The sequence below is a fragment of the Bradyrhizobium sp. Kon69 genome (genome assembly GCF_055807515.1).
The window spans coordinates 71,714-93,808 of the sequence record NZ_JBVVOS010000014.1; the positions used below are offsets into that span (position 1 = coordinate 71,714).

18 protein-coding genes and 1 pseudogene are annotated in these 22,095 nt (G+C 65.0%); 11 read left to right on the forward strand and 8 right to left on the reverse strand.

Annotation, left to right across the window (positions count from 1 at the left end; genetic code table 11):
* Positions 1 to 20: 20 nt before the first annotated feature.
* Both AC0L3U_RS19570 and AC0L3U_RS19575 read right to left on the reverse strand, forming a co-directional pair.
* A complete protein-coding gene (locus AC0L3U_RS19570; protein WP_473362851.1) occupies positions 21 to 2,381 on the reverse strand; it encodes a TonB-dependent receptor in 2,361 nt (786 codons plus the stop codon).
* Between the two features lie 147 nt (positions 2,382 to 2,528).
* Positions 2,529 to 2,933 carry a DUF2946 family protein gene (locus AC0L3U_RS19575; RefSeq protein ID WP_473362852.1) on the reverse strand — a complete coding sequence of 135 codons (405 nt, stop codon included), beginning with the start codon at positions 2,931 to 2,933 and terminating at the stop codon, positions 2,529 to 2,531.
* A gap of 546 nt (positions 2,934 to 3,479) precedes the next feature.
* On the opposite strand from AC0L3U_RS19575, the gene AC0L3U_RS19580 reads away from it, so the two are divergent.
* Both AC0L3U_RS19580 and AC0L3U_RS19585 read left to right on the forward strand, forming a co-directional pair.
* Positions 3,480 to 3,566, forward strand: coding sequence for a hypothetical protein (locus AC0L3U_RS19580; protein ID WP_473362933.1), 87 nt, complete (start codon positions 3,480 to 3,482; stop codon positions 3,564 to 3,566).
* A 142-nt stretch (positions 3,567 to 3,708) separates the two neighbouring features.
* Entirely contained in the window at positions 3,709 to 4,059 is a 351-nt protein-coding gene (locus AC0L3U_RS19585) for a helix-turn-helix domain-containing protein (protein ID WP_473362853.1), read from the forward strand.
* 70 nt (positions 4,060 to 4,129) lie between these two features.
* On the opposite strand, the gene AC0L3U_RS19590 is transcribed toward AC0L3U_RS19585, so the two are convergent.
* The 5 genes from AC0L3U_RS19590 to AC0L3U_RS19610 are packed head-to-tail and all read right to left on the reverse strand — an operon-like array spanning position 4,130 to position 11,088.
* Positions 4,130 to 6,193, reverse strand: coding sequence for a hypothetical protein (locus tag AC0L3U_RS19590; protein ID WP_473362854.1), 2,064 nt, complete (start codon positions 6,191 to 6,193; stop codon positions 4,130 to 4,132).
* The gene (locus AC0L3U_RS19595) at positions 6,190 to 6,327 is read right to left on the reverse strand and encodes a hypothetical protein (protein ID WP_473362855.1); all 138 of its coding nucleotides are present in this window, start codon (positions 6,325 to 6,327) and stop codon (positions 6,190 to 6,192) included. Before AC0L3U_RS19595 ends, AC0L3U_RS19590 begins: the two co-directional genes overlap by 4 nt.
* A gap of 8 nt (positions 6,328 to 6,335) precedes the next feature.
* Complete coding sequence (locus tag AC0L3U_RS19600; protein ID WP_473362856.1) at positions 6,336 to 9,149, reverse strand: DUF4159 domain-containing protein; 2,814 nt, start codon at positions 9,147 to 9,149, stop codon at positions 6,336 to 6,338.
* Positions 9,146 to 10,090 (reverse strand): DUF58 domain-containing protein, encoded by a 945-nt coding sequence (locus AC0L3U_RS19605; RefSeq protein ID WP_473262824.1) that lies wholly within the window; start codon positions 10,088 to 10,090, stop codon positions 9,146 to 9,148. Before AC0L3U_RS19605 ends, AC0L3U_RS19600 begins: the two co-directional genes overlap by 4 nt.
* Positions 10,090 to 11,088 carry an AAA family ATPase gene (locus AC0L3U_RS19610; RefSeq protein ID WP_456765613.1) on the reverse strand — a complete coding sequence of 333 codons (999 nt, stop codon included), beginning with the start codon at positions 11,086 to 11,088 and terminating at the stop codon, positions 10,090 to 10,092. The genes AC0L3U_RS19605 and AC0L3U_RS19610 overlap by 1 nt, the downstream gene beginning before the upstream one ends.
* Positions 11,089 to 11,368: 280 nt before the next feature.
* Between AC0L3U_RS19610 and AC0L3U_RS19615 the strand changes: the two genes are divergently transcribed.
* The 7 genes and pseudogenes from AC0L3U_RS19615 to AC0L3U_RS19645 form a co-directional block, all read left to right on the forward strand.
* The gene (locus AC0L3U_RS19615; RefSeq protein WP_027568564.1) at positions 11,369 to 11,980 is read left to right on the forward strand and encodes a DUF1285 domain-containing protein; all 612 of its coding nucleotides are present in this window, start codon (positions 11,369 to 11,371) and stop codon (positions 11,978 to 11,980) included.
* The gene (locus AC0L3U_RS19620) at positions 11,977 to 12,648 is read left to right on the forward strand and encodes a CoA pyrophosphatase (RefSeq protein ID WP_473362857.1); all 672 of its coding nucleotides are present in this window, start codon (positions 11,977 to 11,979) and stop codon (positions 12,646 to 12,648) included. Before AC0L3U_RS19615 ends, AC0L3U_RS19620 begins: the two co-directional genes overlap by 4 nt.
* A complete protein-coding gene (locus AC0L3U_RS19625; RefSeq protein ID WP_007595079.1) occupies positions 12,645 to 12,908 on the forward strand; it encodes a DUF6111 family protein in 264 nt (87 codons plus the stop codon). The genes AC0L3U_RS19620 and AC0L3U_RS19625 overlap by 4 nt, the downstream gene beginning before the upstream one ends.
* 9 nt (positions 12,909 to 12,917) lie before the next feature.
* Complete coding sequence (locus AC0L3U_RS19630; RefSeq protein ID WP_473362858.1) at positions 12,918 to 14,174, forward strand: CCA tRNA nucleotidyltransferase; 1,257 nt, start codon at positions 12,918 to 12,920, stop codon at positions 14,172 to 14,174.
* Positions 14,171 to 14,941, forward strand: coding sequence for a sulfite exporter TauE/SafE family protein (locus tag AC0L3U_RS19635; protein ID WP_473362859.1), 771 nt, complete (start codon positions 14,171 to 14,173; stop codon positions 14,939 to 14,941). Before AC0L3U_RS19630 ends, AC0L3U_RS19635 begins: the two co-directional genes overlap by 4 nt.
* A 381-nt stretch (positions 14,942 to 15,322) precedes the next feature.
* On the forward strand, positions 15,323 to 16,234 hold the full coding sequence (locus AC0L3U_RS19640) for a hypothetical protein (RefSeq protein ID WP_473362860.1): 912 nt from the start codon (positions 15,323 to 15,325) through the stop codon (positions 16,232 to 16,234).
* Positions 16,235 to 16,285: 51 nt separating this feature from the next.
* Positions 16,286 to 16,438: pseudogene (locus AC0L3U_RS19645) on the forward strand (sulfite exporter TauE/SafE family protein); the annotation flags it as partial.
* A 47-nt stretch (positions 16,439 to 16,485) separates the two neighbouring features.
* On the opposite strand, the gene AC0L3U_RS19650 reads toward AC0L3U_RS19645, so the two are convergent.
* Positions 16,486 to 16,815 carry a nuclear transport factor 2 family protein gene (locus AC0L3U_RS19650; protein ID WP_473362934.1) on the reverse strand — a complete coding sequence of 110 codons (330 nt, stop codon included), beginning with the start codon at positions 16,813 to 16,815 and terminating at the stop codon, positions 16,486 to 16,488.
* Between the two features lie 129 nt (positions 16,816 to 16,944).
* Between AC0L3U_RS19650 and AC0L3U_RS19655 the strand changes: the two genes are divergently transcribed.
* The gene (locus AC0L3U_RS19655; RefSeq protein WP_473362861.1) at positions 16,945 to 20,691 is read left to right on the forward strand and encodes a LuxR C-terminal-related transcriptional regulator; all 3,747 of its coding nucleotides are present in this window, start codon (positions 16,945 to 16,947) and stop codon (positions 20,689 to 20,691) included.
* 174 nt (positions 20,692 to 20,865) lie between these two features.
* The gene (locus AC0L3U_RS19660; RefSeq protein ID WP_473362862.1) at positions 20,866 to 22,059 is read left to right on the forward strand and encodes an L-dopachrome tautomerase-related protein; all 1,194 of its coding nucleotides are present in this window, start codon (positions 20,866 to 20,868) and stop codon (positions 22,057 to 22,059) included.
* The last annotated feature ends 36 nt before the right edge of the window (positions 22,060 to 22,095 follow it).

Here is a 22,095-nt window from a genome sequence, read left to right on the forward strand (position 1 = left end):
GTCGGCTAGCAATCGCGTTTTCAGAACTTGAAGTTCGCGAACGCCCGCACCCCGATGCCGGGCATCAACACCTCGTCCTTGGTGTAGGACACCGAGTTGCGGATGTTTTCGTTCAACAGATTGTTCCCGACGAGGCCGAGCAGCATCTCGCGCGCGCCGAATGCATTCGGGTTGAGCTTGGTCTTGTAGCTGACCTCGGCCTTCAGCAAATTGTAGCCCGGTGTCGGCGTCTCCGCGATCACCGCGACGTCGTTGTGAGCGAAGGCGTGCAACAGATTGACGCGCATCAGCCAATTGTCGTCGCGCCAGAACACGCCGCCGCCCAGTCTCACCGGCGGAATGCGCGGCACGTTGGTGCCGTCGGTGAAGGTGGCACGGACCACGTCGAACTGATTCTCGATGCCCCAGATGCCACCCTGTAATGCTCCGACATCGAGCTGCGACTGGAATTCGCCGCCGCGGAAGTTCGCGTCCCGCTGCGAATAGACCGCCTGGTTCACCTCGGCGCCCGGCGTGCCGCACGAGGCAAAATCTTCGTCGCACATCACGCCGGTGAGACGGCGATAGATGAAGTTGTTGAAGTGCGTGTAGTAGACGGTCGCCTCGAACCGGAACGGTCCCGTCGCCTTGCGCAGGCCGACCTCGACGGATTTTGCCGTCTCGATGCCGAGGTTGGGATTGCCGATGTCGAAGGTCGCGGTCGCATCATGTGCGCCGCGCGAGAACAGCTCCGCCGCTTTCGGCGCACGCTCGACATATTGCGCGGTGATGCTGCCGACCATGCCGCCCGGCAGGTCCTGCAACAGGCCGATGCTGCCGCTCTTCGGCGTGAAGGACGGATTGCGGCCGATACCCGCCTGCGGCGTGCCGTCGGGCAGGAAGTCCGCGGGAAAATCCGGCGTCGTGCCGTGCAGCTCGACATGCTCGATGCGCCCGGCGATCTGCGCCCGCGTCGCGTCCGTGAACTTGAACTCGTTGAAGGCGTAACCGGCAACGCGCGTGCTGTTGTTGGGGTCCCACAGGCCGTTGAACAGCGTGCCCGGATTGTCCGGGCTCGGCGCGCTCAATTCCTGATGGCCGACCTGAAAGCCCAGCGCCGTCGTCACCTCGGCGAAGCGCGCGTTGAACGGCATCAGTTGCACCTCGGTGCGGATCTCCTGCTCCTTGTTGGTGAAAGTCTGTCGCACGCCGTCGCTGTTGGGATCGGCGGGATCGGCAAGCCCGATCTCGTTGTGTCGGTAGTCGGTCGCGCCGGCCCAGAAGCGAACGACATCGATCGCCGTAGCGTCGGGATGGTACTCGCCCTTGACGTTGATCTTGGTCTGGTGGCCGTCGATCCGCGTGTTGTGGTCGGCGCCGTCGATGCCGGGGATGTGGTAGAGCGCGTCGTTCTGGGTGATCGCCGCACCGATATAGCCGCCCTGGAAGAAGTAGGAGCCGCCGATCGAGGCGCCGTCCGAGCGTGTCGCCGAATTGGGCTGGCGTCCGTTGGCGACGAGCCGGGTCTGGTCATTCAGATACGGGTAGCTCGGGATGCTGTAATCGGTGGTGTTGCGCCCGTAGACGTCGGCATGAAAGGCAAAATTGCCGCCGCCGGTGTCGAGCAGCACGCCGCTCTCGACGCCGCGGTCGACCGAGCTGAACGCGCTGCGCGTCTCGGCGCTGACGCAAGGCGAAGTCGCGGCGCTCGCGAGCGGCGCCTTGGCCGGCAGGCCGAAGCTCTGGAACGGCTGGGCACCGCAGTTCGGCAGCGCATCCGGAATCCGGTTGTTGGTGGCGCTGACGACGCCGCCGATCGAGGTCGAGCCGTAGCGCAGCGCGGCCGGTCCGCGCACCACCTCGACCTGATTGGTCGCGAGCGGATCGATCGGGACGAAGTGATCCTCGCCAAGGTCCGAGGCGCCGCCGGCATTGGTGCCGTTCTCGACGATGCCGACGCGGTTGACGTCGAGCCCCCGGATGATCGGCCGGCTGGAAGCGCCGGGCGCGAAGCTCGAGCCGGTGATGCCCGGCTTGGAGAACAGGAGGTCGCCGAGCTGTCCGCCGCCCTCGCGGCGGATCTCCTCGTTCGGCACCACCGTGACGGTCGCGAACTGGTTGGTGACAACAGGCAGCACGCCCTGCTGAGGTGCCGCCGGCGTGGAGGCTGCCGGCGTGGCGTCCGCCGTGCGTTCGTGGCTGCGTGCCCGCGCGGTTCGCGTGGGGCGGCCCGGGTTGCGGGTCGGCACCACCGCCCTGCGCACGATGGGGCTCGGAGCCGTCACGGTGACGGCGGGGATCTCGGTCGATGATTTATCCTCGGCCAGCGCCGAGGTGGCGGCGCCGAGCAGGAGCAGGCTTGCTCCGCCAAGGCGCTGCGCGCGCCGCAATTCAAATGACATGGTCTTGATTCCAGTCAGGCGCCGTCCGCATGATGGTCTGCTGATCGGAGGCGGCCTGCCGTCGCTGCGCGACGGAATTCGACTTCAACTTCTCCCGGGCATGCGCCTGAAAGCGGCGAGCCCGAGCATGATCAAGCGATGTGGAAGTCAGGACGCGGGAGGGGCGCGCGGCTGGAATGCCGTACCGGCCGATTTCAAATGGACAAATTCGGCGTCGGTGGTGCGGTAGAGCAGGTCGACCGCCTGCGGCAGCAGCAACACAGGCGGCGCCGCGAACAAGACGGTGCCGGCCATCGCGACCAATGCGCAGATCGCGCAATTGTCCTCGCCCGGGTGCTCCCGGTCGGGAGCCAACGGCGATTGCCTCTCGACCGCCGCGCGGTCGATCGCAGCGAGACCTTGGTTGCTGTCGGTCTGCTGCAGCGAGGGCTGGGCGAGGGGAGCGGCCTGGGCGAACCAATGGCTGTGGCCGAACGTCAGCGCGAACTGCACCAGCATCGCGAAGATCGCGAGCCGGGCGCCGTGCCTGATATTTGACCGGAACCACTTCATCTTGAAACGCCACCCCACATCGCGAGGCGCCGATCCCCCTCGGCTTCCGGCCATGTTATAATGTAACATCGCGCGATCGGTGAGCGGATGTCAACCGCGGGCAGGCCCGCGGCCGCAGGCCGTAGTTCGATGTGTCGTTCGGGCAACTAGCGCCCTTCGCGCGCCCACGTCGCCGCAAACGCGAGTGATGCACTTACTTTGCCTCGTTCGTTCCCGATTGCTTGGAAAACACTGCCGCTGGCGTGCACCAAGTCACTGGCCGAACGCGGAGGCAACTTCCCGCCGATGCGCCAATGATGGCTAGGTCGCCCGATCGACGCCCGCCTCGATGGCGTTGCCCAAAGCGTTCGATTCTCGCGCATAGTCGCCTTGAAATATCGCACTAAAAACTATAGTTTATAGAACTATAGAGGCCATGGTACGTATTTTCAAAACCAGAACACTCGCGAAGTTTACGCGGCAGAATGGCATCAGCGATGCGGCCCTTGTCGAGCCGTTGACCGTGCCAAGCGTGGCCTGATCGACGCTGGTCTCGGCGGCAAGGTTATCAAGCAGCGGGTCGCTCGTCCGGGGCAGGGCAGGAGAGGGGGATTCCGGATGCTGATCGGATTTGGCTCCGATCGCGCCGTCTAGCTCTTTGCCTTCGCCAAAAACGAGCGCGAGAGCATCAGCAACGGTGAGCTGCTCACGCTACGTGAAATCGCAGCCTCGTTTCTGGACGCGGACAAGAGCATCGACCGAGCGCTAGGCGACGGAACTTTAATGGAGGTGCACGATGGCAACGACAAAGGTTAAGGCAAAGACCAGTCGACTCACGAAGGAGTTGCTGGAAACGGCGGATGATCTGCAGAAAAGCGGTCTGTTGACGAAGGCAGCACGCGGCAAGATTACAATCCGGCATCTCGGAGCCTCAGATATCCCGGCTGCTATCACGGCAAAAATTTCGGGCGCTGACATAAAGGCGATCCGCGAGGAGGCAAAACTGAGCCAAGCAGTTTTCGCCCGCTACCTCAATGTAACGGCCGGCTACGTGTCGCAAATCGAACGTGGCGACAAACATCCTACTGGTCCCGCCCTGGTGCTCCTCAACGTGATCCGCCGTAAAGGCATCGAGGCAATCCTCTAAGCAAGGGGAGGGAGCGCATCGGCCGTGGCGTCGCTGGGTGGGTCTCGTCCAATCACGCCCTGAGAGGAGATCAGCGCCCTTCGCGAACCCACGTCGCGGCAAACGCGCCGAGCAGCAGCAACAGCCCGATCAGGCCGGCGAAGATCGGCAGCACGCCGACGCCCTTCACGACGCTGGCGTCGCGCATCCGCACGCCCATCCAGCCGTCACCATGGAAGACGCTCGCCGAGCGGACCGGCAGGATGCGCGGCAGCTCGACGCTGGCGCCGTCGACCACCCGCACGGCATCACCGCCGGTCGCCTGGGTCAGCGGCTTCAACGTGTCAACGGTGGAGGTGACTTCCGAAAACTCCTTCGGATTGGTCGGGCCGACATTGATCAGCGCCTTCAGCGTGCCGTCGGTGGCTTGCCACAGGCCGAGCTCGCTCGCCGGCAGGCTGGCGCGCCATTCGCCGGGATCGCCGGCTGCGAGCGTCAGGTCACGTGACACGCCCGACGGCGAGGTCACGCTCACCGGCTGAACGCTGTCCGCCATGGTCTGGCGCACCACCACGAGATTCTTGCCCTGCACCTGCAGGCGCAACGCTTCCTCGTCCAGATCGGGCTGCTTCATCAGCCAGTGCGACATTCGCCGCAACAGATCGAGATGCGGACCACCGCCTTCATAACCGCGCGCCCAGAGCCAGATGTGGTCGGAGAGCAGCAGCGCCACGCGGCCCTCGCCGAAGCGCGACAGGAACAGCAGCGGCTTGCCGTCGACGCCCGTCATGACCGGCGGGTTGACCGAGTTGCGGGTCTCGACGGTGCGGAAGAACCGGCTCCAGCGCGGCGGCTCGGAGGCCGAGCCCTCGAGGCCACGCGTGACGGGATGGCGTTTGCCGACGTCGGACAGATGCGCGTAGAACGGTTTTTCCGTCACCCCGACCGGCTCGGCCGGCAACACCGAATCCAGCGGCGTGCGCCAGATGCTGGTGTTGGACGCGTAGTCCGGGCCGGCCGAGACCAGCACCGCGCCGCCGGAACGCACGTAGCGCGCAATGTTGTCGAAATAAGCGATCGGCAATACGCCCTGGCGGGCATAGCGGTCGAAGATGATCAGCTGGAATTCGTTGATCTTCTGCTGGAACAGCTCGCGGGTCGGAAACGCGATCAGCGACAATTCGTTGATCGGCGTGCCGTCCTGCTTCTCCGGCGGCCGCAGAATGGTGAAGTGGACGAGATCGACGCTGGCATCGGACTTGAGCAGGTTGCGCCAGGTGCGCTCGCCGGAATGCGGCTCGCCCGAGACCAGCAGCACGCGCAGCTTGTCGCGCACACCGTCGATGGCGACGACGGCGCGGTTGTTCACCGGCGTCAATTCCCGCTCGAGCGGCGAGGCGTCGATCTCGACGATGTTCGGCCCGGAATGCTTGATGTCGACCTCGACGCTTGCCGCCTGGCCGCTCGAAAGCGTGCGCTCGTTGATCACCTCGCCGTCCCTGCGGACCGTGACCTTGGCGCGCTCGCCGCTGACGCCCTGGTCGTCGAGGCGGTAGGTGATGGTCTGGGGCTGCCCGACGATGCCGAAACGCGGCGCGGCGATGACGGCGATACGGCGGTCGCGCTCGTCCTTCTGCCCGGTGATCAGCGCGTGCACCGGCGCCTGGAAGCCGAGCCCGGCGGCGTTGGCCGGAATGTCGTGGACGCGGCCGTCGGTGATCATGAACGCACCGGCGACCCGGTCGACCGGCACGTCTGACAAGGCCGAGGCCAGCGCCCCGAACAGCTTGGTGCCGTCGGTCTCGCCGTCGGCCTGTCCGGCATCGACGACGCGGACCTCGAGCCCCTTGATCTTCTTCAGGCTGTCGACCAGCGCTTCCTGCGCCTGAGCTGCCTCGCGATTGCGATTGCCGAAATTCTGGCTCGGGCTCTTGTCGACGACGATTGCGGCAACAGAGGTGAGGGGATCGCGGTCCTCGCGGGTGAAGGAGGGATTGGCGAGCGCCAGCAGGAACAGCGCCAGCGCGGCCACGCGCACGGCAGCGCCGCGCGCACGCGTCAGCAGCAGCACGAGCGCGATGACGACGATCGCGGCCAGCGCGAGCCACAGGACGATCGCGGGAACCAGCGGCGTGAATGCGATGCCGTAATTCATGGCGTCATTCTCTCGGCATCGTCATGCCCGGGCTTGTCCCGGGCATCCACGTTCTTCATGCCGTGCGGCAAGGCGTGGATGGCCGGGACAAGCCCGGCCATGACGGCTTCATTTTGGCGGGCATTCAGCTTCAAAGCCCGCATCATTGCCCCAGCCGTTCGATCAACGCCGGTGCGTGCACCTGGTCGGCCTTGTAGTTGCCGGTCAGCGTGTACATCACGATGTTGGCGCCGGCGCGGTAGGCGAATTCGCGCTGGCGGGGGTCGCCGCCGGTCACCGGCAGCATGGACTGGCCGTCGGGCCGCACGGCCCAGGCGCCGGCAAGGTCGTTCGAGGTGATGATGATCGGCGAGACGCCGTCGCCGCCGCGTGCCGGCCGCTGCGCGCCGTCCTCGTCGTCTTCGCGCGGCAAGGTCTCGACCCAGGTCTGGCCGGTCGTGAAGCGGCCGGGAAAGTCGCGCAGGAGAAAGAAGGTCTTGGTCAGCACGTGCTCGCGCGGCACCGGCTCCAGCTCGGGCACGTCGAGCGAGGACAGGATCTCGCGGAGCGTCTGCATGGCGGGGGTCTGCGCGGCGCCGTTCGCGCCGGGCGGCGCTTCGACCGCGTCGCGGGTGTCGAACAGCACGGTGCCGCCCTGCTTCATGTAGGCGTCGATCTTGTTGATGGCGTCCCGCGACGGCTTGGGCGCGCCCGGCACGATCGGCCAGTAGATCAGCGGGAAGAAGGCGAGCTCGTCGCGCGCCGGATCGATGCCGACGGGATCGCCGGCCTCGAGCGCGGTGCGCTGCGCCAGGAACAGCGTCAGTCCCGATAGCCCGGCCCTGACGATGGAATCGACGTCGGCATTGCCGGTCACGACATAGGCGAGGCGGGTCTGCGACACCGCCTTCATCGCGAACTCGTCGGACGCGCTGTCCGCGTGCGACGGCGTCGGCGCGAACGCGGCGAGGCCTGCGAGCACCAGCCCGAAGACGATCATCGCGGGCGCAGCGCGGCGGCGCAGCAGCGCGGCCAGGCCACCGCCGAGCACCGCGACGATAACGGCGTCGATCAGGAACAGCGCGAGCGCCGTCGACAGCAGCCAGCCGCGCAAGTCCTGCGGCTCGGCGTTGGTGTAGGTGGCGCGCCGGGCGCGCAGGCTCGCGGTGTTTAGGGCTGCGATACGGTCGGCGCTGGCAAGCGTGTTCACGGCGAGCGGTCCTTCTGCCGGACCATAAAAGCCCGGCGGATGATCGGGTGTGGCGCGGTCGCGATAATCCGCGGGCAGCGGCTTTGCGGCGGCCGGCGGCGGACCGAAAGCGCCGAAGCCGTCGAGGATGTGCAACGGCGCCACCGTCTCGGCGGTCCCTTCAGTGGCAACGCCTGCGCCCGGCTTGGCGGTATAGCCGGACATGTCGACGACGCGCCGCAGGATTTCGACGAAGGTGCCCGACATCGGCAGATCCGACCAGCGCATATCGGCGCTGACGTGGAACAGGCTGACGACGCCCTTGCCGCGATGCTCGCCTGTTACCAGCGGCGTGCCGTCTTCCAGCGACGCCCAGCTCTTGGTGGCGAGCACGGCGTCGGGCTCGGCCAGCACCTGGCGGCTGATGGTGACGTCCTTGGGGACCACGACGCCGGCAAACGGACCGTCGGCGGCAAAGGAGGCCAGGTGTTGCGGCTTTTCCCAGGTCAGGCTGCCGCCGAGCGTCCGGCCGCCCTTGCGCAGCTTGACCGGGACGAGATCGTCCTCGGCCTGCGCCAGCCGCGGGCCGGCGAACCGCACCAGCACGCCGCCCTGGTCGATCCAGGCATTGAGACGCTCGCGGATCTCGGGGGCGATGGTGCCGACATCGGCGAGGATGATCATCGGCAGCTTCTGGTCGAGGAACTGCGTGATGCCCTGCTGCGGCGAGCCCTTGTCGGCGAGCCGCACGTCGGCGAACGGCGCCAGCGCCCGGGTGAGATAGAAGGTCGGCGCCAGCAGCGGCTGCGCGGTCTCGCTGGTCGAGCCCGAGACGATGCCGATGGCGCGGCGGCGCCAGCGCTTGTCGAGCAGTTGCACCGCGCCTGCGGAGCGCTCACCGGCAATTTCAAGCCGCGTGATGTCGTTGCGCAGCTCGACCGGCAGATCGAACGACGCTTCGGTTTCCTTGTCCTGCGGGCCGAACGAGTAACGCGCTTCGCCGATCGGCGAGGCCTTCTGGTCCAGCGCGCGCACGGTGCCGATGGCGATGCCGCTGTCGGTGCGCAGCACCTTCACCGTCATCCTGGCGGCGGCGTTCTCGGCCGCGACCAGGGCCAGAGCCGAGGAGGTGCCGCCTTCGAACACGGTCAGGCTGCGATCGCCGACAGTCTTGCCGAGGCCAGCAACGAACTCCTCACCGCGACCGGTGTCGACGCTGTCGGAGAGCCAGGCGATCTCGCAATCGCCGGTCGCTTTCAGGAAGCGATCGATTGCGGTCAGGGTCTCGACGCGCTCGATCGAATACGGCTTTGGCGTCAGCTGCCGCAGCGCGACGCGCGCGGCGCCCGCCGGCATCAATGTGATATCGCGGTTCGGCTCGGACAGCGGCACCAGCGCAATCGCACGGCGGTCGTTCTCGGCACTTGCGATCAACTCGTCGGCGGCCCTGATCCGGATGTCCCAGTTCGATGCCGCGCTCCAGCCGTCGTCGAACATGATCATCAGTGGCGCCTTGCTCGCGGCCGCGCCCGTTTGCGGATTCCAGATCGGACCGGCGGCGGCGAAAATAACCAGCGCCGCAGCCAGCAGCCGCAATGCGGTCAGCCACCACGGCGTCCGCGACGGGGTCTCTTCGCGCGGCGCGATGTCGAACAGCAGGCGCGTCGGCGGAAACTCGATGCGGCGCGGCCGCGGCGGCATCACGCGCAGCAGCCACCACAGCACCGGCAGGCTGACGAGGCCGATCAGGAGCAGCGGTTCGGTGAAGGCGAGCGGCAGTCCCATCATGCTGCCGGCCCCGCCTTGATCGTGGTGGTGCGGGCGCCCGACTTGCTCACCTGCATGCCGGCATGCAGGAACAGCAGCAGTTCGGCGGCCGAGCGGTCGGTCGCATGCGTCGTGAACAGCCAGTCGAGCTTGTTGGTCTCGGCGCGGATCTGGTCGCGGTGCAGCGCGAGCCGCGCGGTGTAATCCTGCGCCCAGCTCTCGGCGCGGCCGGCGGTGATCACGCCGAACCCTTCCGGCTCGACGAACTCGACGCGGCCGGAATACGGGAATGATTCCTCGGCGGGATCGACGATTTGCACCAGCGTGCCATGTGCTCCGGAGCCGGACAGCCCGGCGAGCGTGGTTCTGATCTCGGAGATCGGCGACCAGAAGTCCGACAGCACGATCGTCTCGGCCAGCGCCGCTGGCACGAAGGACGGCGGCAGGCTCAAGCGGTCGGCATCGTCATGCAGCATCGCCTGCGCCATCTTGTCGATGACGCTGCGGCTCGCGGTCGGTGCCATCAAACCGGGGATGCCGACGCGTTCGCCGCCGGAGACAAGCAGCTCCGCCAGCGCGAAGGCGACGATCAGCGTCCGCTCGAGCTTGGATTCGCGCGCCTGTTTTGAAGCGAAGGCCATCGAGGGCGAGCGGTCGGGCCAGATCCAGACCGTGTGCGAGGCTTCCCATTCGAGCTCGCGGACATAGAGAAGATCGTCGCGCGCCGAACGCCGCCAGTCGACGTTCTGCGACGGCTCGCCGGAGACGAAGCGGCGGTACTGCCAGAAATTTTCGCCGGAGCCGGCGCGACGGCGGCCGTGCAGGCCGTGAATGACGTTGGCGGCGATACGGCGGGCCTCGAGCACCAGGCGCGGCAAGGAAGCTGCGAGCGTGCGGCTTTCGCCATCGGCACGTCGGATCGCGATGATCTCCTTTGCTGCGTGCCCGTTCTCCGCCGCCATCAACCGATCCGTGTCTTCAATTGCCGGATCACGTCCGGAATCGTGCGGCCTTCGGCGCGCGCCTGGAACGTCAGCGCCATGCGGTGCTTCAGCACGGGCTCGGCGAGGTCGAGCACGTCGTCGATCGAGGGCGCGAGGCGGCCGTCGATCAGCGCGCGTGCGCGCACCGCGAGCATCAGCGATTGGCTGGCGCGCGGCCCCGGTCCCCAGGCGATGAACTTGCTGGTATCGCCGCCGTCCGGACCGGGACGGGCCGAGCGCACCAGCGACAGGATCGCCTCGACCACGGAATCGCCGACCGGCAGGCGCCGGATCAGTCGCTGCGCGGTAATGAGTGCATCAGGTGTCATCGCGCCCTTCGCCAGGGTCTCGTCGGCGCCGGTGGTTTCGAACAGGATGCGGCGCTCGGCGTCGCGGTCGGGATAGTCGACGTCGATCTCCATCAGGAAACGGTCGAGCTGGGCTTCAGGCAGCGGATAGGTGCCTTCCTGCTCCAGGGGGTTTTGCGTGGCGAGCACGTGGAACGGCTTCGGCAGATCGTGACGCGCGCCGGCAACGGTGATGTGCTGCTCCTGCATCGCCTGCAGCAGCGCCGATTGCGTGCGCGGGCTGGCGCGGTTGATCTCGTCGGCCATCAGCAGTTGCGCGAATACGGGGCCGGAGATGAAGCGGAAGGCGCGCTTGCCGGAGGTGCTCTCGTCGAGCACTTCGGCGCCGAGAATGTCCGACGGCATCAGGTCGGGCGTGAACTGGATCCGCTTGGCATCGAGGCCGAGCGTGATGCCGAGTGTCTCGACCAGCTTGGTCTTGGCGAGGCCGGGGACGCCGATCAACAACGCATGGCCGCCGGAGAGAATGGTGACCAGCGTGTTCTCGATCACGCGGTCCTGGCCGAAGATGACGGACGCGATCGCATCCTTTGCCGCGCGAATCTGGCTCGACACCTGCTCGGCTGAACGGACTATTCCGTCTTCGAGCTTCTCGACACTCTCAGCCATCCGTTAGCTCCTTCAGCCTGCCATGCAGCTCGCTTGCGTCGTCATGTCGTCACGTCCTCAACTCAAGACGTGGGCCCTATGCTAGACTTGCAGGAAGGCCATGTATTCGTTGAATTAACCTATCCCCACCTTATCGGCTTAGGGATATGTAGGGCATCACGAAGTGGCGACCTCCACACCGGATGAATGCGGGGTGGAACCGAGCACCCGGATACAACGTAAACCTGCACCAATCGTGCCAAATGACCGATCGTGCCAAATGACAAAGTCAGGGCAAACCATGGCGAACCAAGGGCAGAGCGCCGATCGCGGTCTCGAGGGGCTGACTGCCGCTGCCAAAACTGCTGCCGATGCCGAAGGCGCCAAAAAGGGCCTGCCTCCGGTGCATTTGTGGAATCCGCCGTTTTGCGGCGATCTCGACATGCGAATCGCGTCCGATGGTACTTGGTTCTATTTGGGGACGCCAATCGGCCGTCATGCTTTGGTCCGCCTGTTCTCGACCATCCTCAAGCGTGAAGGCGACAAGCATTTCCTCGTTACGCCGGTGGAGAAGGTCGGCATTCGCGTCGACGATGCGCCGTTCATGGCGGTCGAGATGCAGACGGACGGCGAGGACAACCACCGCGTGCTCCGCTTCCGCACCAATGTCGACGACTGGGTCACCTGCGATGCGGCGCACCGGCTACGCTTCGAACAGGCCAAGGACGGCGGGCTGACGCCCTATCTGCATGTCCGCGCCGAGCTATGGGCCAAGGTCACCCGCGCGCTCTATTACGATCTGGTTGACATGGGTGAGGAGCGGATGGTCGATGGCCAGCCGATGTTCGGTGTCGAATCGGCCGGCGAGTTCTTCGCCATGGCCGATGCGGAGCAGGTGAGGGCCGCGCTTTGAACAAGCCTATCTCCAGGAACGATCCCGCCGTGATCGGTGCGGCTGATTTCTTCGCCCGCTCCGCCGCGCGGCTCGACTTCGACGTTCCGCCCGGCCTCTACGATCCCAACATCATTCCGGCCTCGGGCGATCCCGGCACCGACAAGATGCTCGAGATCATCGCGCGCGAGCAGCCGGTGCGGCCGGCGGCGGTCTTGATCGCGGTGGTCGATCATCCCGAGCCGACCATCCTCCTGACGCAGCGTTCGGCGCATCTGAACGACCACGCCGGCCAGATCGCCTTTCCCGGCGGCAAGATCGACGCGACCGACCGCTCGCCGCTTGATGCGGCGCTGCGCGAGGCCGAGGAGGAGGTCGGGCTGTCCAGAGACTTCGTCGAGCCGATCGGCTATCTCGATCTCTACGGCACCGGCTTCGGCTTCCGCATCCTGCCGACGGTTGCCAGGGTGCGACCCGGGTTTGAGCTGACGATCAACCATTCCGAGGTTGATGACGCGTTCGAAGTGCCGCTATCCTTCCTGATGAACCCGGCCAACCACCAGGTGCACAGCAAGGAATTCCGCGGCATGGAGCGGTCCTACTACGCGATGCCGTTTGCCGAACGCTACATCTGGGGCGCGACGGCGGGCATGCTGCGTGTGCTCTACGAGCGGATCTATTCGTCATGATCCGGCCGATCCTGACCGAGATCGGAATCTTCCTCGTTCCCTTTGCCGTCTATGCGCTGTTCCTGGCCGCCACACGCTCCGGCCTGTTCGTGCAATCGTCCTGGCCGACCACCATCGTCGCGCGTCTCATGCTGGCGGCGCTCGTGCTGGTGATCGCGGGGCTGATCGGCTTTGCGCATTACTCCGGCGCCGCGCCGGATTCGACCTATGTCCCCGCCCATGTCGAGAACGGCAAGCTCGTGCCGGGCGTGGAAAGATAGGGCCGGCCGATGAGCGCGGTGCCCATGCTCGCCGATGCGCCCTGGCTGATTTCGGGCGGGACCGCGCGCGTCCTGCAATTGCTCAACGCGGATGGCGAGGAGGCGCGGGTTGTCGGCGGCGCCGTGCGCAACGCGCTGCTCGGCCTCGTGCCCGGTGACATCGACATCGCGACCACGGCGCTCCCGCATGAGGTGATGCGGCGGGCCAAGAGCGCCGGCATCAAGGCCGTGCCGACCGGCATCGACCACGGCACCGTCACCCTCGTCATCGACAGCCAGCCTTACGAAGTCACGACGCTGCGCGAGGATACCGAGACCTTCGGCCGCAAGGCCAAGGTCGCGTTCGGCCGCGACTGGGTGAGGGACGCCGAGCGCCGCGACTTCACCATGAACGGGCTCTCGGTCGATGCTGACGGCGTCGTCCACGATCATGTCGGAGGCATCGTGGATGCGGCGGCGCGGCGCGTGCGCTTCATCGGTGATCCCGACCAGCGCATCGCCGAGGATTTCCTGCGCATCCTGCGCTTCTTCCGCATCCACGCCGCCTTTGGCGCCGGCGATCCCGACCGCGACGGCTATCTCGCCTGCATCCGGGGACGCGCCGGACTTGCCAGCCTGTCGGCCGAGCGGCTGCGCATGGAGATGCTGAAGCTGCTGGTCGCTGGCGGCGCCTCTGCCGCCGCGCTCGCCATGGCCGATGGCGGATTGCTGCAGGCGCTGACCGGCGGCGTGGTCTACACCGGGCCGCTCTCGGCGATGATCGCGATCGAGCGCGAGCTTGGCCTTGCCGCAAGCAGCACGCGACGGCTCGCCGCGCTGACGGTGGCCGTGACCGAAGACGCCAAGCGCGTCGCCACGCGCCTGAGGCTCTCCAATGCGGAAACCAAGGCGCTGGATTCGATGGGGCACCGCTGGTGGCGCCTGGCCACCAAGGGCGAAGCCGATGCGCGGCGATTGCTCTACCGTCTCGGTGCGGAGCGCTATCACGATCGCGTATTGCTGGGCTGGGCGAGAGCCGGCGATGACGTCGGCGTGTCGCGATGGCGTGCGCTCGCCGAGCTGCCGCAGCGCTGGACCGCGCCGAAATTTCCGCTTCGCGCCGCCGACTTCATCGCGCGCGGCATGGCGGAAGGACCCGCCCTCGGACATGTCTTGACGCTCGCCGAGGACGCTTGGCTTGCGGCGGATTTTCCCCTAGAGGAAGCCGCACTCGCTTCCATCGCCGATCAAGCTGCGGCACGTATCAGCCGCGACGAGAGAACGTGACCATCGTCTCAGGCTTCGCCGACATCTCGATCTTTCAGCTCCTGCTGGTCGCGTTGATGGCGTTGTTTGCTTCGATCATCGGTGGTCTCGCCGGCTACGGCACCGGCGCCTTGATGCCGCTGGTGCTGGTGCCGCTGGTCGGCGCCGAGCCGGTGGTGCCGATCATCGCGATCTCCGCGATCTTCACCAATTCCAGTCGCGCGCTCGCCTATCTCCGCTATGCCGATCGCCGCCGCGCGCTGATCGTGTTGGCCTGTGCGGCGCTGACGACGGCGCTCGGCGCCTACGGCTATACGCGCCTCACCAATGCGGGCGCGGCGCTCGTGATCGGCTCCATGCTGATCCTGAGCGTGCCGCTGCGCCGGGTGCTCCGCCGCCGCCAGGTCAAGATCGGCGACACCGGTCTCGCGGCAGGCTCGGTCGGCTATGGCGTGCTGGTCGGCGGCACCTCCGGCTCCGGCGTGATCCTGCTGTCGCTGCTGATGGCCGCGGGCCTCGAAGGCGCCGCCGTCATCGCGACCGATGCCATGATCTCGCTCGGCACCGGCCTGATCAAGATCTCGGTGTTCGGCCTCGCCGGTGCCGTCACCGCGCAGGTGCTCGCCTTTGCATTGCTGATCGGAGCAATCGCGATCCCTGGCGCGTTCCTGGCAAAAGCCTTCGCCGAGCGGATGCCGGTGCACATCCACACCGCGATCCTCGACGTCGCCGTGATCACCGGTGGGCTGGTGATGATCTCGGCGGCGGCGAGGCAGCTGATCGGGTAGATGCCGCCGGCCCAATCACCGCAAGCTTGACTTCGTCTGACATTTGATCATTTTTCAATCACAAGCTGTGGGGCCGGCAATGATCGGATCACGACTGACATGCCTTCTCATGCTCGTCGTCGCGATGGCCGTTGGGACCGATGCCCAAAACCAAACCGCTGACGTTCAGGGGGAATTGCGGTGCTGCGGGTGACAACGCTGGTTGCTGAAGGACGCCTGCCGGCAGGCGGGCTTGAAGGGAATCTACTTCACCGATTTGAGTAAGAAACAAGAAATTCAATGCTTGTCGAATGGAATTGCAGTGATGGCGCGGTGCGGCCTTGGTTGCAAGACCATCCGCCCCTGATGTCGCGAGCGCGTGCCTTTCCTGGAGAGTTGGGAATGTCGACCGATCAACTTGTTCTTCTCAAGTCGCGCAACCAGCGTCTGGCAGAAATGCTTATCTTTCCGCTCGTAGCCCTTCTGGCTGGGCCGATCTTGCGTGCGCTGCTCGGCGACAGCTATGTCATATTCTACGGGCTCGCCGCGATTGTGCTCATCGGCGTGGTCATGACGCGCGTGAGCAGCGAATGGGGCGCCCGGCATGGGGGCGAATGGGTCACCAAGGCCGAACGCCTCCAGCGGCTCATGGCCGAAACCACGCACACGCCTTGGCTGAATGCACTGGCGACAACAGCCATGCTGGCGATGACACTGCTTGGCCTGTTGCTCGTCATCGATCCGCTTGACCGTCTCGGCGAAAGCTACGGCGGACCGATCGCCACGGCTGTTGCGGTCGCGGCGGCGTCGATACTGGCCGGAGCCAGGGCCTTGTTTGCCGGACTCTCGAAGAAGCAGCCGGTTATCGTCGACGAGGCGCCGCCGCAGGGGCATTTCTGGTCCGAACTTCGCTCCGCACTACCGCTGGTCTACGCAGCCTATGCGCTAGCGTCGGCTGCTGCCCTTCTTGTCGCGATGCAACTGAAGGAGTCGATGCAAACCACGGCCTTTATCGTCGTCTTCATCGCCGTGTCGCAGTTGATCCTGACCCTTCGCCGGCGGGCAGGACGGCGAATTTACCCGCGGTCGTTCGATGCCAATTTGGGCCGGCAAGTCGTGGCCGGCGTTCTAGTGTGGGGCATTCCCATGGGCATGATGTTCAGTGCCGGCATGGTTCTCGACGCGATGGGGCGTCCCGCCCAAATGGCACTGATGATCGCTGCGGTGCTGGGTATCAGCCTGATCGGCGGGGCAGCGTTCGGTGTTCTGATCTACGTCATGCTGCGCGTTGCGGAAGCCCGAAGGGCGCAGTAGCGTTTCCATCCCTATCAAAGCTTCGGGCACGCTTGCAGGTGCTCGCCTTTGCTTCTGATCGGCGCGATCGCGATCCCTGGCGCGTTCCTGGCAAAAGCCTTCGTCGAGCGGATGCCGGTGCACATCCACACCGCGATCCTCGACGTCGCGGTCATCACCGGCGGGCTGGTGATGATCTCGGCGGCGGCGAGGCAGCTGATCTAATCAAGTCGGATGTGGCACGCGTCCCGCTGCGGGACCACGCCGCAAGTCTAGCGTGAGGGACTGCAGTCCAGTTCCTTGATCCTGCCGGCGGCGTCAAACGCCAAAAGTGCACTCATGACGCCGGCACTGGTGAGGTAAGAGATAATGGTGCCGTCGTTGCGCCAGGGATTGAGATCATCCAACGTGCCTGCCGGATATTTTCGGAGGTGATCGACCCAATAGGCACGAAGTGCCTCGCGGCCGGTGATGGTTTGGCCGCCGGCGCAGCCGCAATGGACCACGGCGTCCTCGGCATGAAGTTCCAAAATCGCTTCGATATCGCCCGCGCGATAGGCATCAAGCCAGTCGACTGCAACGGCCATGGGGTCAAAGGACATATTTTTCACTCACATGCGTCCAAATCTGGTTCAGGCCGGGGAACCACCAAGCCTCCTATGATTTTAATATCCCACCCGGCCACGGCCATATGCCGAAGGACATAGAGGACCGGGCCGAGGGCAAGATCGATGTTGGACGCGTCCGCGAGGCAGGGGATACTCAAGCCCATCCGGCTTTTGCTCGTCGATCCACAGCCGATCGTTTTGCAGGGACTGAGGTCGGTCCTCGGGACGCAGCCGGATTTCGACGTTGTCGCAGCGTCCAGCGATCGGACAAGCTGCCTCCAAGCAATCCGGAAGCTGACACCTGACGTCGCGCTTCTTGCCGACAAGGTGCCGGATCTGACGGTCGCCGAGATCCTCGCGATCGTGAAGGCTGAGAAGCTCTCCACGCGCCTGGTGTTCTTTACCGAGTCCGACACCGACCACGATCTGACTTCCGCCATCGCAGCCGGCGCCTGCAGCGCAATTTCGAAATATGCCTCTCCCGCCACGATGCTGCGATCACTGCGGCTGATGACCAAGAGCGGCGTGGCACTGGCGAAGTCCGATCTCTCGGCAGCCGGCAAGGAAGCGGACGGCGACGGCAAAGTCGAAAAGATGCTGGAGTTGCTGACGCAACGGGAACGTCAAATCGCACGACTCGTGGCGGAAGGACTGTCGAACAAGGAGATCGCGCGTCAGCTCAACGTGTCCGACGGGACGGTCAAAGTCCACCTCTACAATATTTTCCAGAAGCTTGAGATCACCAACAGGACTGTGCTCGCGACCATCGCATTGCTGCAACGCCCCTCCGGCCTGGCCGCGCTCTCGCTGGCGTTTCTGGCGTTCGCTATTGCGGACGAGCTCAAGGCGTCGGAAGCGAACGACATCTTTCCGGATCAGAACGGCAACGGCCACGCGGACGAGCACGCCGCGTACGAGCCCTGGAAAAAAGGAATTCTCCGGCACCTCGTTGTCTGGGAATCCGGCGAGACGCCGACGCAAGCCCAGAGAGATCTGTTCGCCAAGGCGGTCCAAATCACCAACCCCGCGGCGGCAATGGAAGCGCTGCGCGCGGCCGAGCACTCCGAAGGCGCGAAACCATGGACGCACCACGGTCCAGCTGGATCTGGCGCGCCCGATCTGCCTGCGCGCTTACTGCGCGAAGCAATCGACATACAAATCGGTGACGACCCGGCTCCAGAACATCAATTCCCGCGGCTTCTTTCCAATGTGATGTCGATGCACGGAGGGTATGGCAACTTTGCTATTCTCACCGGTGCGTTGATCTACGCACTGCAGGACCCTCATCTCGCCGCCCACGCGCATGACCTCCGTGACGCCTCGATCGACAGCATCCTGGCCGTCACTGAAGAGAGTGCGACCACGAAACTGGCCGCGGTCACCCATGCTGCCGCCAATCCTGACGACCATTCAGCCCCAAGTTTTCTTTCGCACGATGTCCACCTGTCTTCCGCCGTAGTGACCGCTGGACACGACAATGCCGCTCCAGAAGGCGCTCTGGGTCCAAATGGGCCGGGCGATGCGGGTGACAATCTCCATACACCTGTTGGCGCGGACCTTGGTCGCGATGCCGGTATCGGCGTAGGCGGCAACGTTGAAAACGCTGTTTATCGTTCCTCGACTGATTCGAAATCGACCGCTTCCGACACTGTGTTCGATTTCGCATCGGGGCCGGGCAGGATCAATCTTGCGGCTTTCGGAGCGCTTGCCTGGCTGCACATGACGGCGGCAACCAAGTCTATACCGCCACATACACTCGCCTGGGTCTACGACTCCGCAAGCAACGAAACGATCGTCTATGTGAATGCGACCGATCGTGTCCTTGATGTCGGCGATCGCGGCCTGCTGGAAATTCATCTGGAGGGGATTGTATCCATTGCAGAGGCGGACGTCGGCTCCGAGCCCGATGGCGCCGTTATCGCGACCACCTTGGAGCAGCTCGAAGCCGCGGTGACATCGGCGACCGAAACCGATGAGACTGTTTTGAGCAAGGACCATGTCCAAACCAGTATCGAGGGGAGCGAGAGCACGCTCGGGACGTCTGGAGCCTGGGCCCTTCTGGCCAACAACGGCTCGGGTTTCCATTTCGGGCAGACCCGGACCGGCTTAGGAACGTCGACAAGGCTCGGAAGCTCCACCGACGCGTCGGCGGATGCAACGGAAGAGAGTGATGGCGCGTCTGCCGTCTCGGCTCACGGATCATCCAACGAACTTGCTCATAGCGCGACGGCTCCGGCAGCCGCAAATGTCACATCGAACAATGGTCCGGCCAATACGGGCAACGGCGTTTCGTCGACTGCACCGAACGAGATCGGCCAACCCAATATCGTAACCGCCGACAACGCGGGGCACGGCAACTCGCAGCACGCTTCGGACCCGTCGACTGAAGCAGACTCCAAGCCGGGCAACGGCGTCGGCAATGGCGCCGGGCATCACGATAAGGGCCCGGAGGCTGCGGAAGGGTCAGCGAAGAAGGCAGAACCAGACGGCGCGGAACACGGCAAATCCGGGCAATCAAAGGCCGCAAAAGCACCGGACGCAGCTGAGACCGATCCGGACGTCGCAACGGCCGCCAACACGGGGCACGGCAACTCAAAGCACGCTTCTTCGGAGCCGTCGACTGAGGCTGGCTCCAAACCGGGCAAGGGCGTAGGCAATGCCGCCGAGCATCACGATAAGGCCTCGGAGGCTGCGGGAGGGTCAACGAAGAAGGAAGAGCCAGCGGGCGCGGAACACGGCAAATCCGGGCACTCCACCGCACCGGACGCAGCCGATATCGATCCGGGCGCCGCAGCGGCTGCCAGCGCGGGTCACGGCAACTCGAAGCATGCGTCGGAGCCATCGACTGAGGATGGCTCCAAACCAGGCAAGGGCGTCGGCAATGCCGCCGAGCATCACGATAAGGTCTCGGAGGCTGCGGGAGGGGCAGCGAAGAAGGAAGAGCCAGCGGGGGCGGAACACGGCAAATCCGGGCACTCAACGGCGCCGGACGCAACCGATATCGATCCGGGCGCCGCAGCGGCTGCCAGCGCAAGCCACGGCAACTCGCAGCACGCTTCGCAGCCGGGGTCTGCAAAGGCGGCGGCCAGCGAATCGACTGAAGCTGGCTCCGAACCGGGCAACGCCCATGGCGCCGATCATCATAACGCTTCGGCCTCTGACGCTGCGCACGGACCAGCGAAGACGGCAGAACCAGGTGCCGCGGAACACGGCAAGTCCGGGCACTCAACCGCTGCAAACGCACCGGACGCAGCTGAGACCGATCCGGGCGTCGCAACGGCCGCCAGCACAAGCCACGGCAACTCGCAGCACGCTTCAGAGCCGGGCTCTGCAAAGGCGGCAAGCACGGAATCGACTGAAGCTGGGGGCAAACCGGGCGATGGCGGCCAGCATCACGCTTCGGCTTCGCACGCTGCGGGGGCAGTGAAGACGACAGAACCAGCCACGGTGGACCACGGCAGCTCGGAGGACGAGTTGCACTCAACCTCTGCCAACGCATCGCAAGCAGCCGACGTCATAGAGCCGAGCGTCGCAGCCGGCGGCAACGCCGGACGCGGCAACTCGCAGCACCCTGCGCAATCTGCTGCAATCGCATCGGAAGACGCGCACCCTGCCAAAGCTGCGTTGGGGATCGGCGGCCTGGACCAAGGACCGGTGTTCCGCTTCGATAGCGGACCAACTCCTTCTACTCTCGTCGCGACAGTTGAGCTGAAACAGCTCAATAATCCGCTCGATCCGCACGTTCCGCATGGTCAAGCGGAGGACCTCGCCAAGCCCGTCCCTCATGCGCTGAACGGACACGCGGACGATCACGGCAACAACGGCGCGCATCAAGCCATTGTACCTGCGCATCATGATTTGCTGATTTGAACTGTGATCGCGACGGGCGATGATCTCGTTCGCCCTGCCATATGCCTCGTCAACTATCATCGCTGGACCGCTTGATGGAACTAGCCGTCAAACGCGCGTTGGCAGATGTGGAGTCGCTAGGAACGATCGAAGCAAAGCCGGATTGGGCCCTGAACTTTTTGGAAAGGGCCTCTCATGCGTGCAATCGCGTTCAGCTCCTGCTTGGCAGTCGTGCTATCCATTTCGTCCGCGGTTCACGCGCAATCCGCAACAGAGGATATCAAGTCCAAGGCCCAGCGGCTTGTCGCGCCTCTTGTCGAAAGTCGCGACAGCCGGCTGCAATCGGTCGCAACCTTCGAGCATCAGGTAACCGGCGTCACCGTCGCCCCGGACGGCCGTATCTTCGTGAACTTCCCGCGCTGGACGGAGGATACGCCGGTCTCGGTGGCCGAACTCATGCCGGATGGCTCGACCAAGCCATATCCCAACGAGGAATGGAACGGCTGGCGCAACGCGCGAATGTCGGAAGTATCGCCCAAGGATCACTTCGTCTGCGTTCAAAGCGTCGTTGCGGACCGGCGCGGTTCGCTTTGGGTCGTCGATCCCGCGGCTCCCAATGCCGAGAAGACGGTGAAGGGTGGACCCAAGATCGTCGAGGTCGATCTGAAATCGAACACTGTGAAGCGGACCTTTCCGATCGCGGCGGACGTCGCTGGTCCGGCCAGCTATCTCAACGACATCCGTATCGCTCCCGACGGAAAATTCGCGTATCTGACCGATTCCGGTTCGCCCGGCGGCCTGGTTGTTCTCAACATCGAGTCCGGGCAGGCTTGGCGTGTGCTGAGCGACGATCCTTCGACCCAGTTCGATCCGAGCGTCACCGTAATGACAGATGGCCAGCCCTTGCGGCGGCCGGACGGACGGCAGCCCTTGTTCAATGCCGACAGTCTGGCGCTGTCGAAGGACGGCAACACCCTCTATTGGCAGGCCCTGACCGGAAAGACTCTCTACCGGATCGCCACGTCCAGTATCCAGAGTGCGGACGCGGCGGCTCACGCTCGCCCGGAAACAGTAGCAACGACGGAGCCCGTCGATGGGCTCTGGACCGGCGAACATGACGAAATCTATCTGAGCTCGATCGCCAACAATGCCGTCAAGGTCCTCAACCCCAGCGATGGGACCGTGCGACAGCTGTTGACGGATTCGCGCCTGCGCTGGCCGGACACCTTCTCGCAAGGTCCTGATGGCGCAATCTATGTCACCGCGTCGCATATCCAGGATTCGCCCTGGTTCCACATGGCGTGGACTGACAAGAACTTCACGCTGTTCAAGTTCATGCCCGGCGACGCGAACACCGTCGGGTCAAGCCGCGACCCGAACCGGCAGTAAGCGCAAGGCTCCGGAAACGCCGCAGGGCGAGGAGGA

What these genes read in the sequence shown, in the direction of transcription:
- AC0L3U_RS19600 (WP_473362856.1), bottom strand. Translation starts at nt 9,149, where the DNA reads ATGATGGGACTGCCGCTCGCCTTCACCGAACCGCTGCTCCTGATCGGC.
- AC0L3U_RS19605 (WP_473262824.1), bottom strand. Translation starts at nt 10,090, where the DNA reads ATGGCGGCGGAGAACGGGCACGCAGCAAAGGAGATCATCGCGATCCGA.
- AC0L3U_RS19655 (WP_473362861.1), top strand. Translation starts at nt 16,945, where the DNA reads ATGTTGGACGCGTCCGCGAGGCAGGGGATACTCAAGCCCATCCGGCTT.
- AC0L3U_RS19650 (WP_473362934.1), bottom strand. Translation starts at nt 16,815, where the DNA reads ATGTCCTTTGACCCCATGGCCGTTGCAGTCGACTGGCTTGATGCCTAT.
- AC0L3U_RS19610 (WP_456765613.1), bottom strand. Translation starts at nt 11,088, where the DNA reads ATGGCTGAGAGTGTCGAGAAGCTCGAAGACGGAATAGTCCGTTCAGCC.
- AC0L3U_RS19640 (WP_473362860.1), top strand. Translation starts at nt 15,323, where the DNA reads ATGTCGACCGATCAACTTGTTCTTCTCAAGTCGCGCAACCAGCGTCTG.
- AC0L3U_RS19590 (WP_473362854.1), bottom strand. Translation starts at nt 6,193, where the DNA reads ATGAATTACGGCATCGCATTCACGCCGCTGGTTCCCGCGATCGTCCTG.
- AC0L3U_RS19660 (WP_473362862.1), top strand. Translation starts at nt 20,866, where the DNA reads ATGCGTGCAATCGCGTTCAGCTCCTGCTTGGCAGTCGTGCTATCCATT.
- AC0L3U_RS19585 (WP_473362853.1), top strand. Translation starts at nt 3,709, where the DNA reads ATGGCAACGACAAAGGTTAAGGCAAAGACCAGTCGACTCACGAAGGAG.
- AC0L3U_RS19575 (WP_473362852.1), bottom strand. Translation starts at nt 2,933, where the DNA reads ATGAAGTGGTTCCGGTCAAATATCAGGCACGGCGCCCGGCTCGCGATC.
- AC0L3U_RS19625 (WP_007595079.1), top strand. Translation starts at nt 12,645, where the DNA reads ATGATCCGGCCGATCCTGACCGAGATCGGAATCTTCCTCGTTCCCTTT.
- AC0L3U_RS19615 (WP_027568564.1), top strand. Translation starts at nt 11,369, where the DNA reads ATGGCGAACCAAGGGCAGAGCGCCGATCGCGGTCTCGAGGGGCTGACT.
- AC0L3U_RS19630 (WP_473362858.1), top strand. Translation starts at nt 12,918, where the DNA reads ATGAGCGCGGTGCCCATGCTCGCCGATGCGCCCTGGCTGATTTCGGGC.
- AC0L3U_RS19570 (WP_473362851.1), bottom strand. Translation starts at nt 2,381, where the DNA reads ATGTCATTTGAATTGCGGCGCGCGCAGCGCCTTGGCGGAGCAAGCCTG.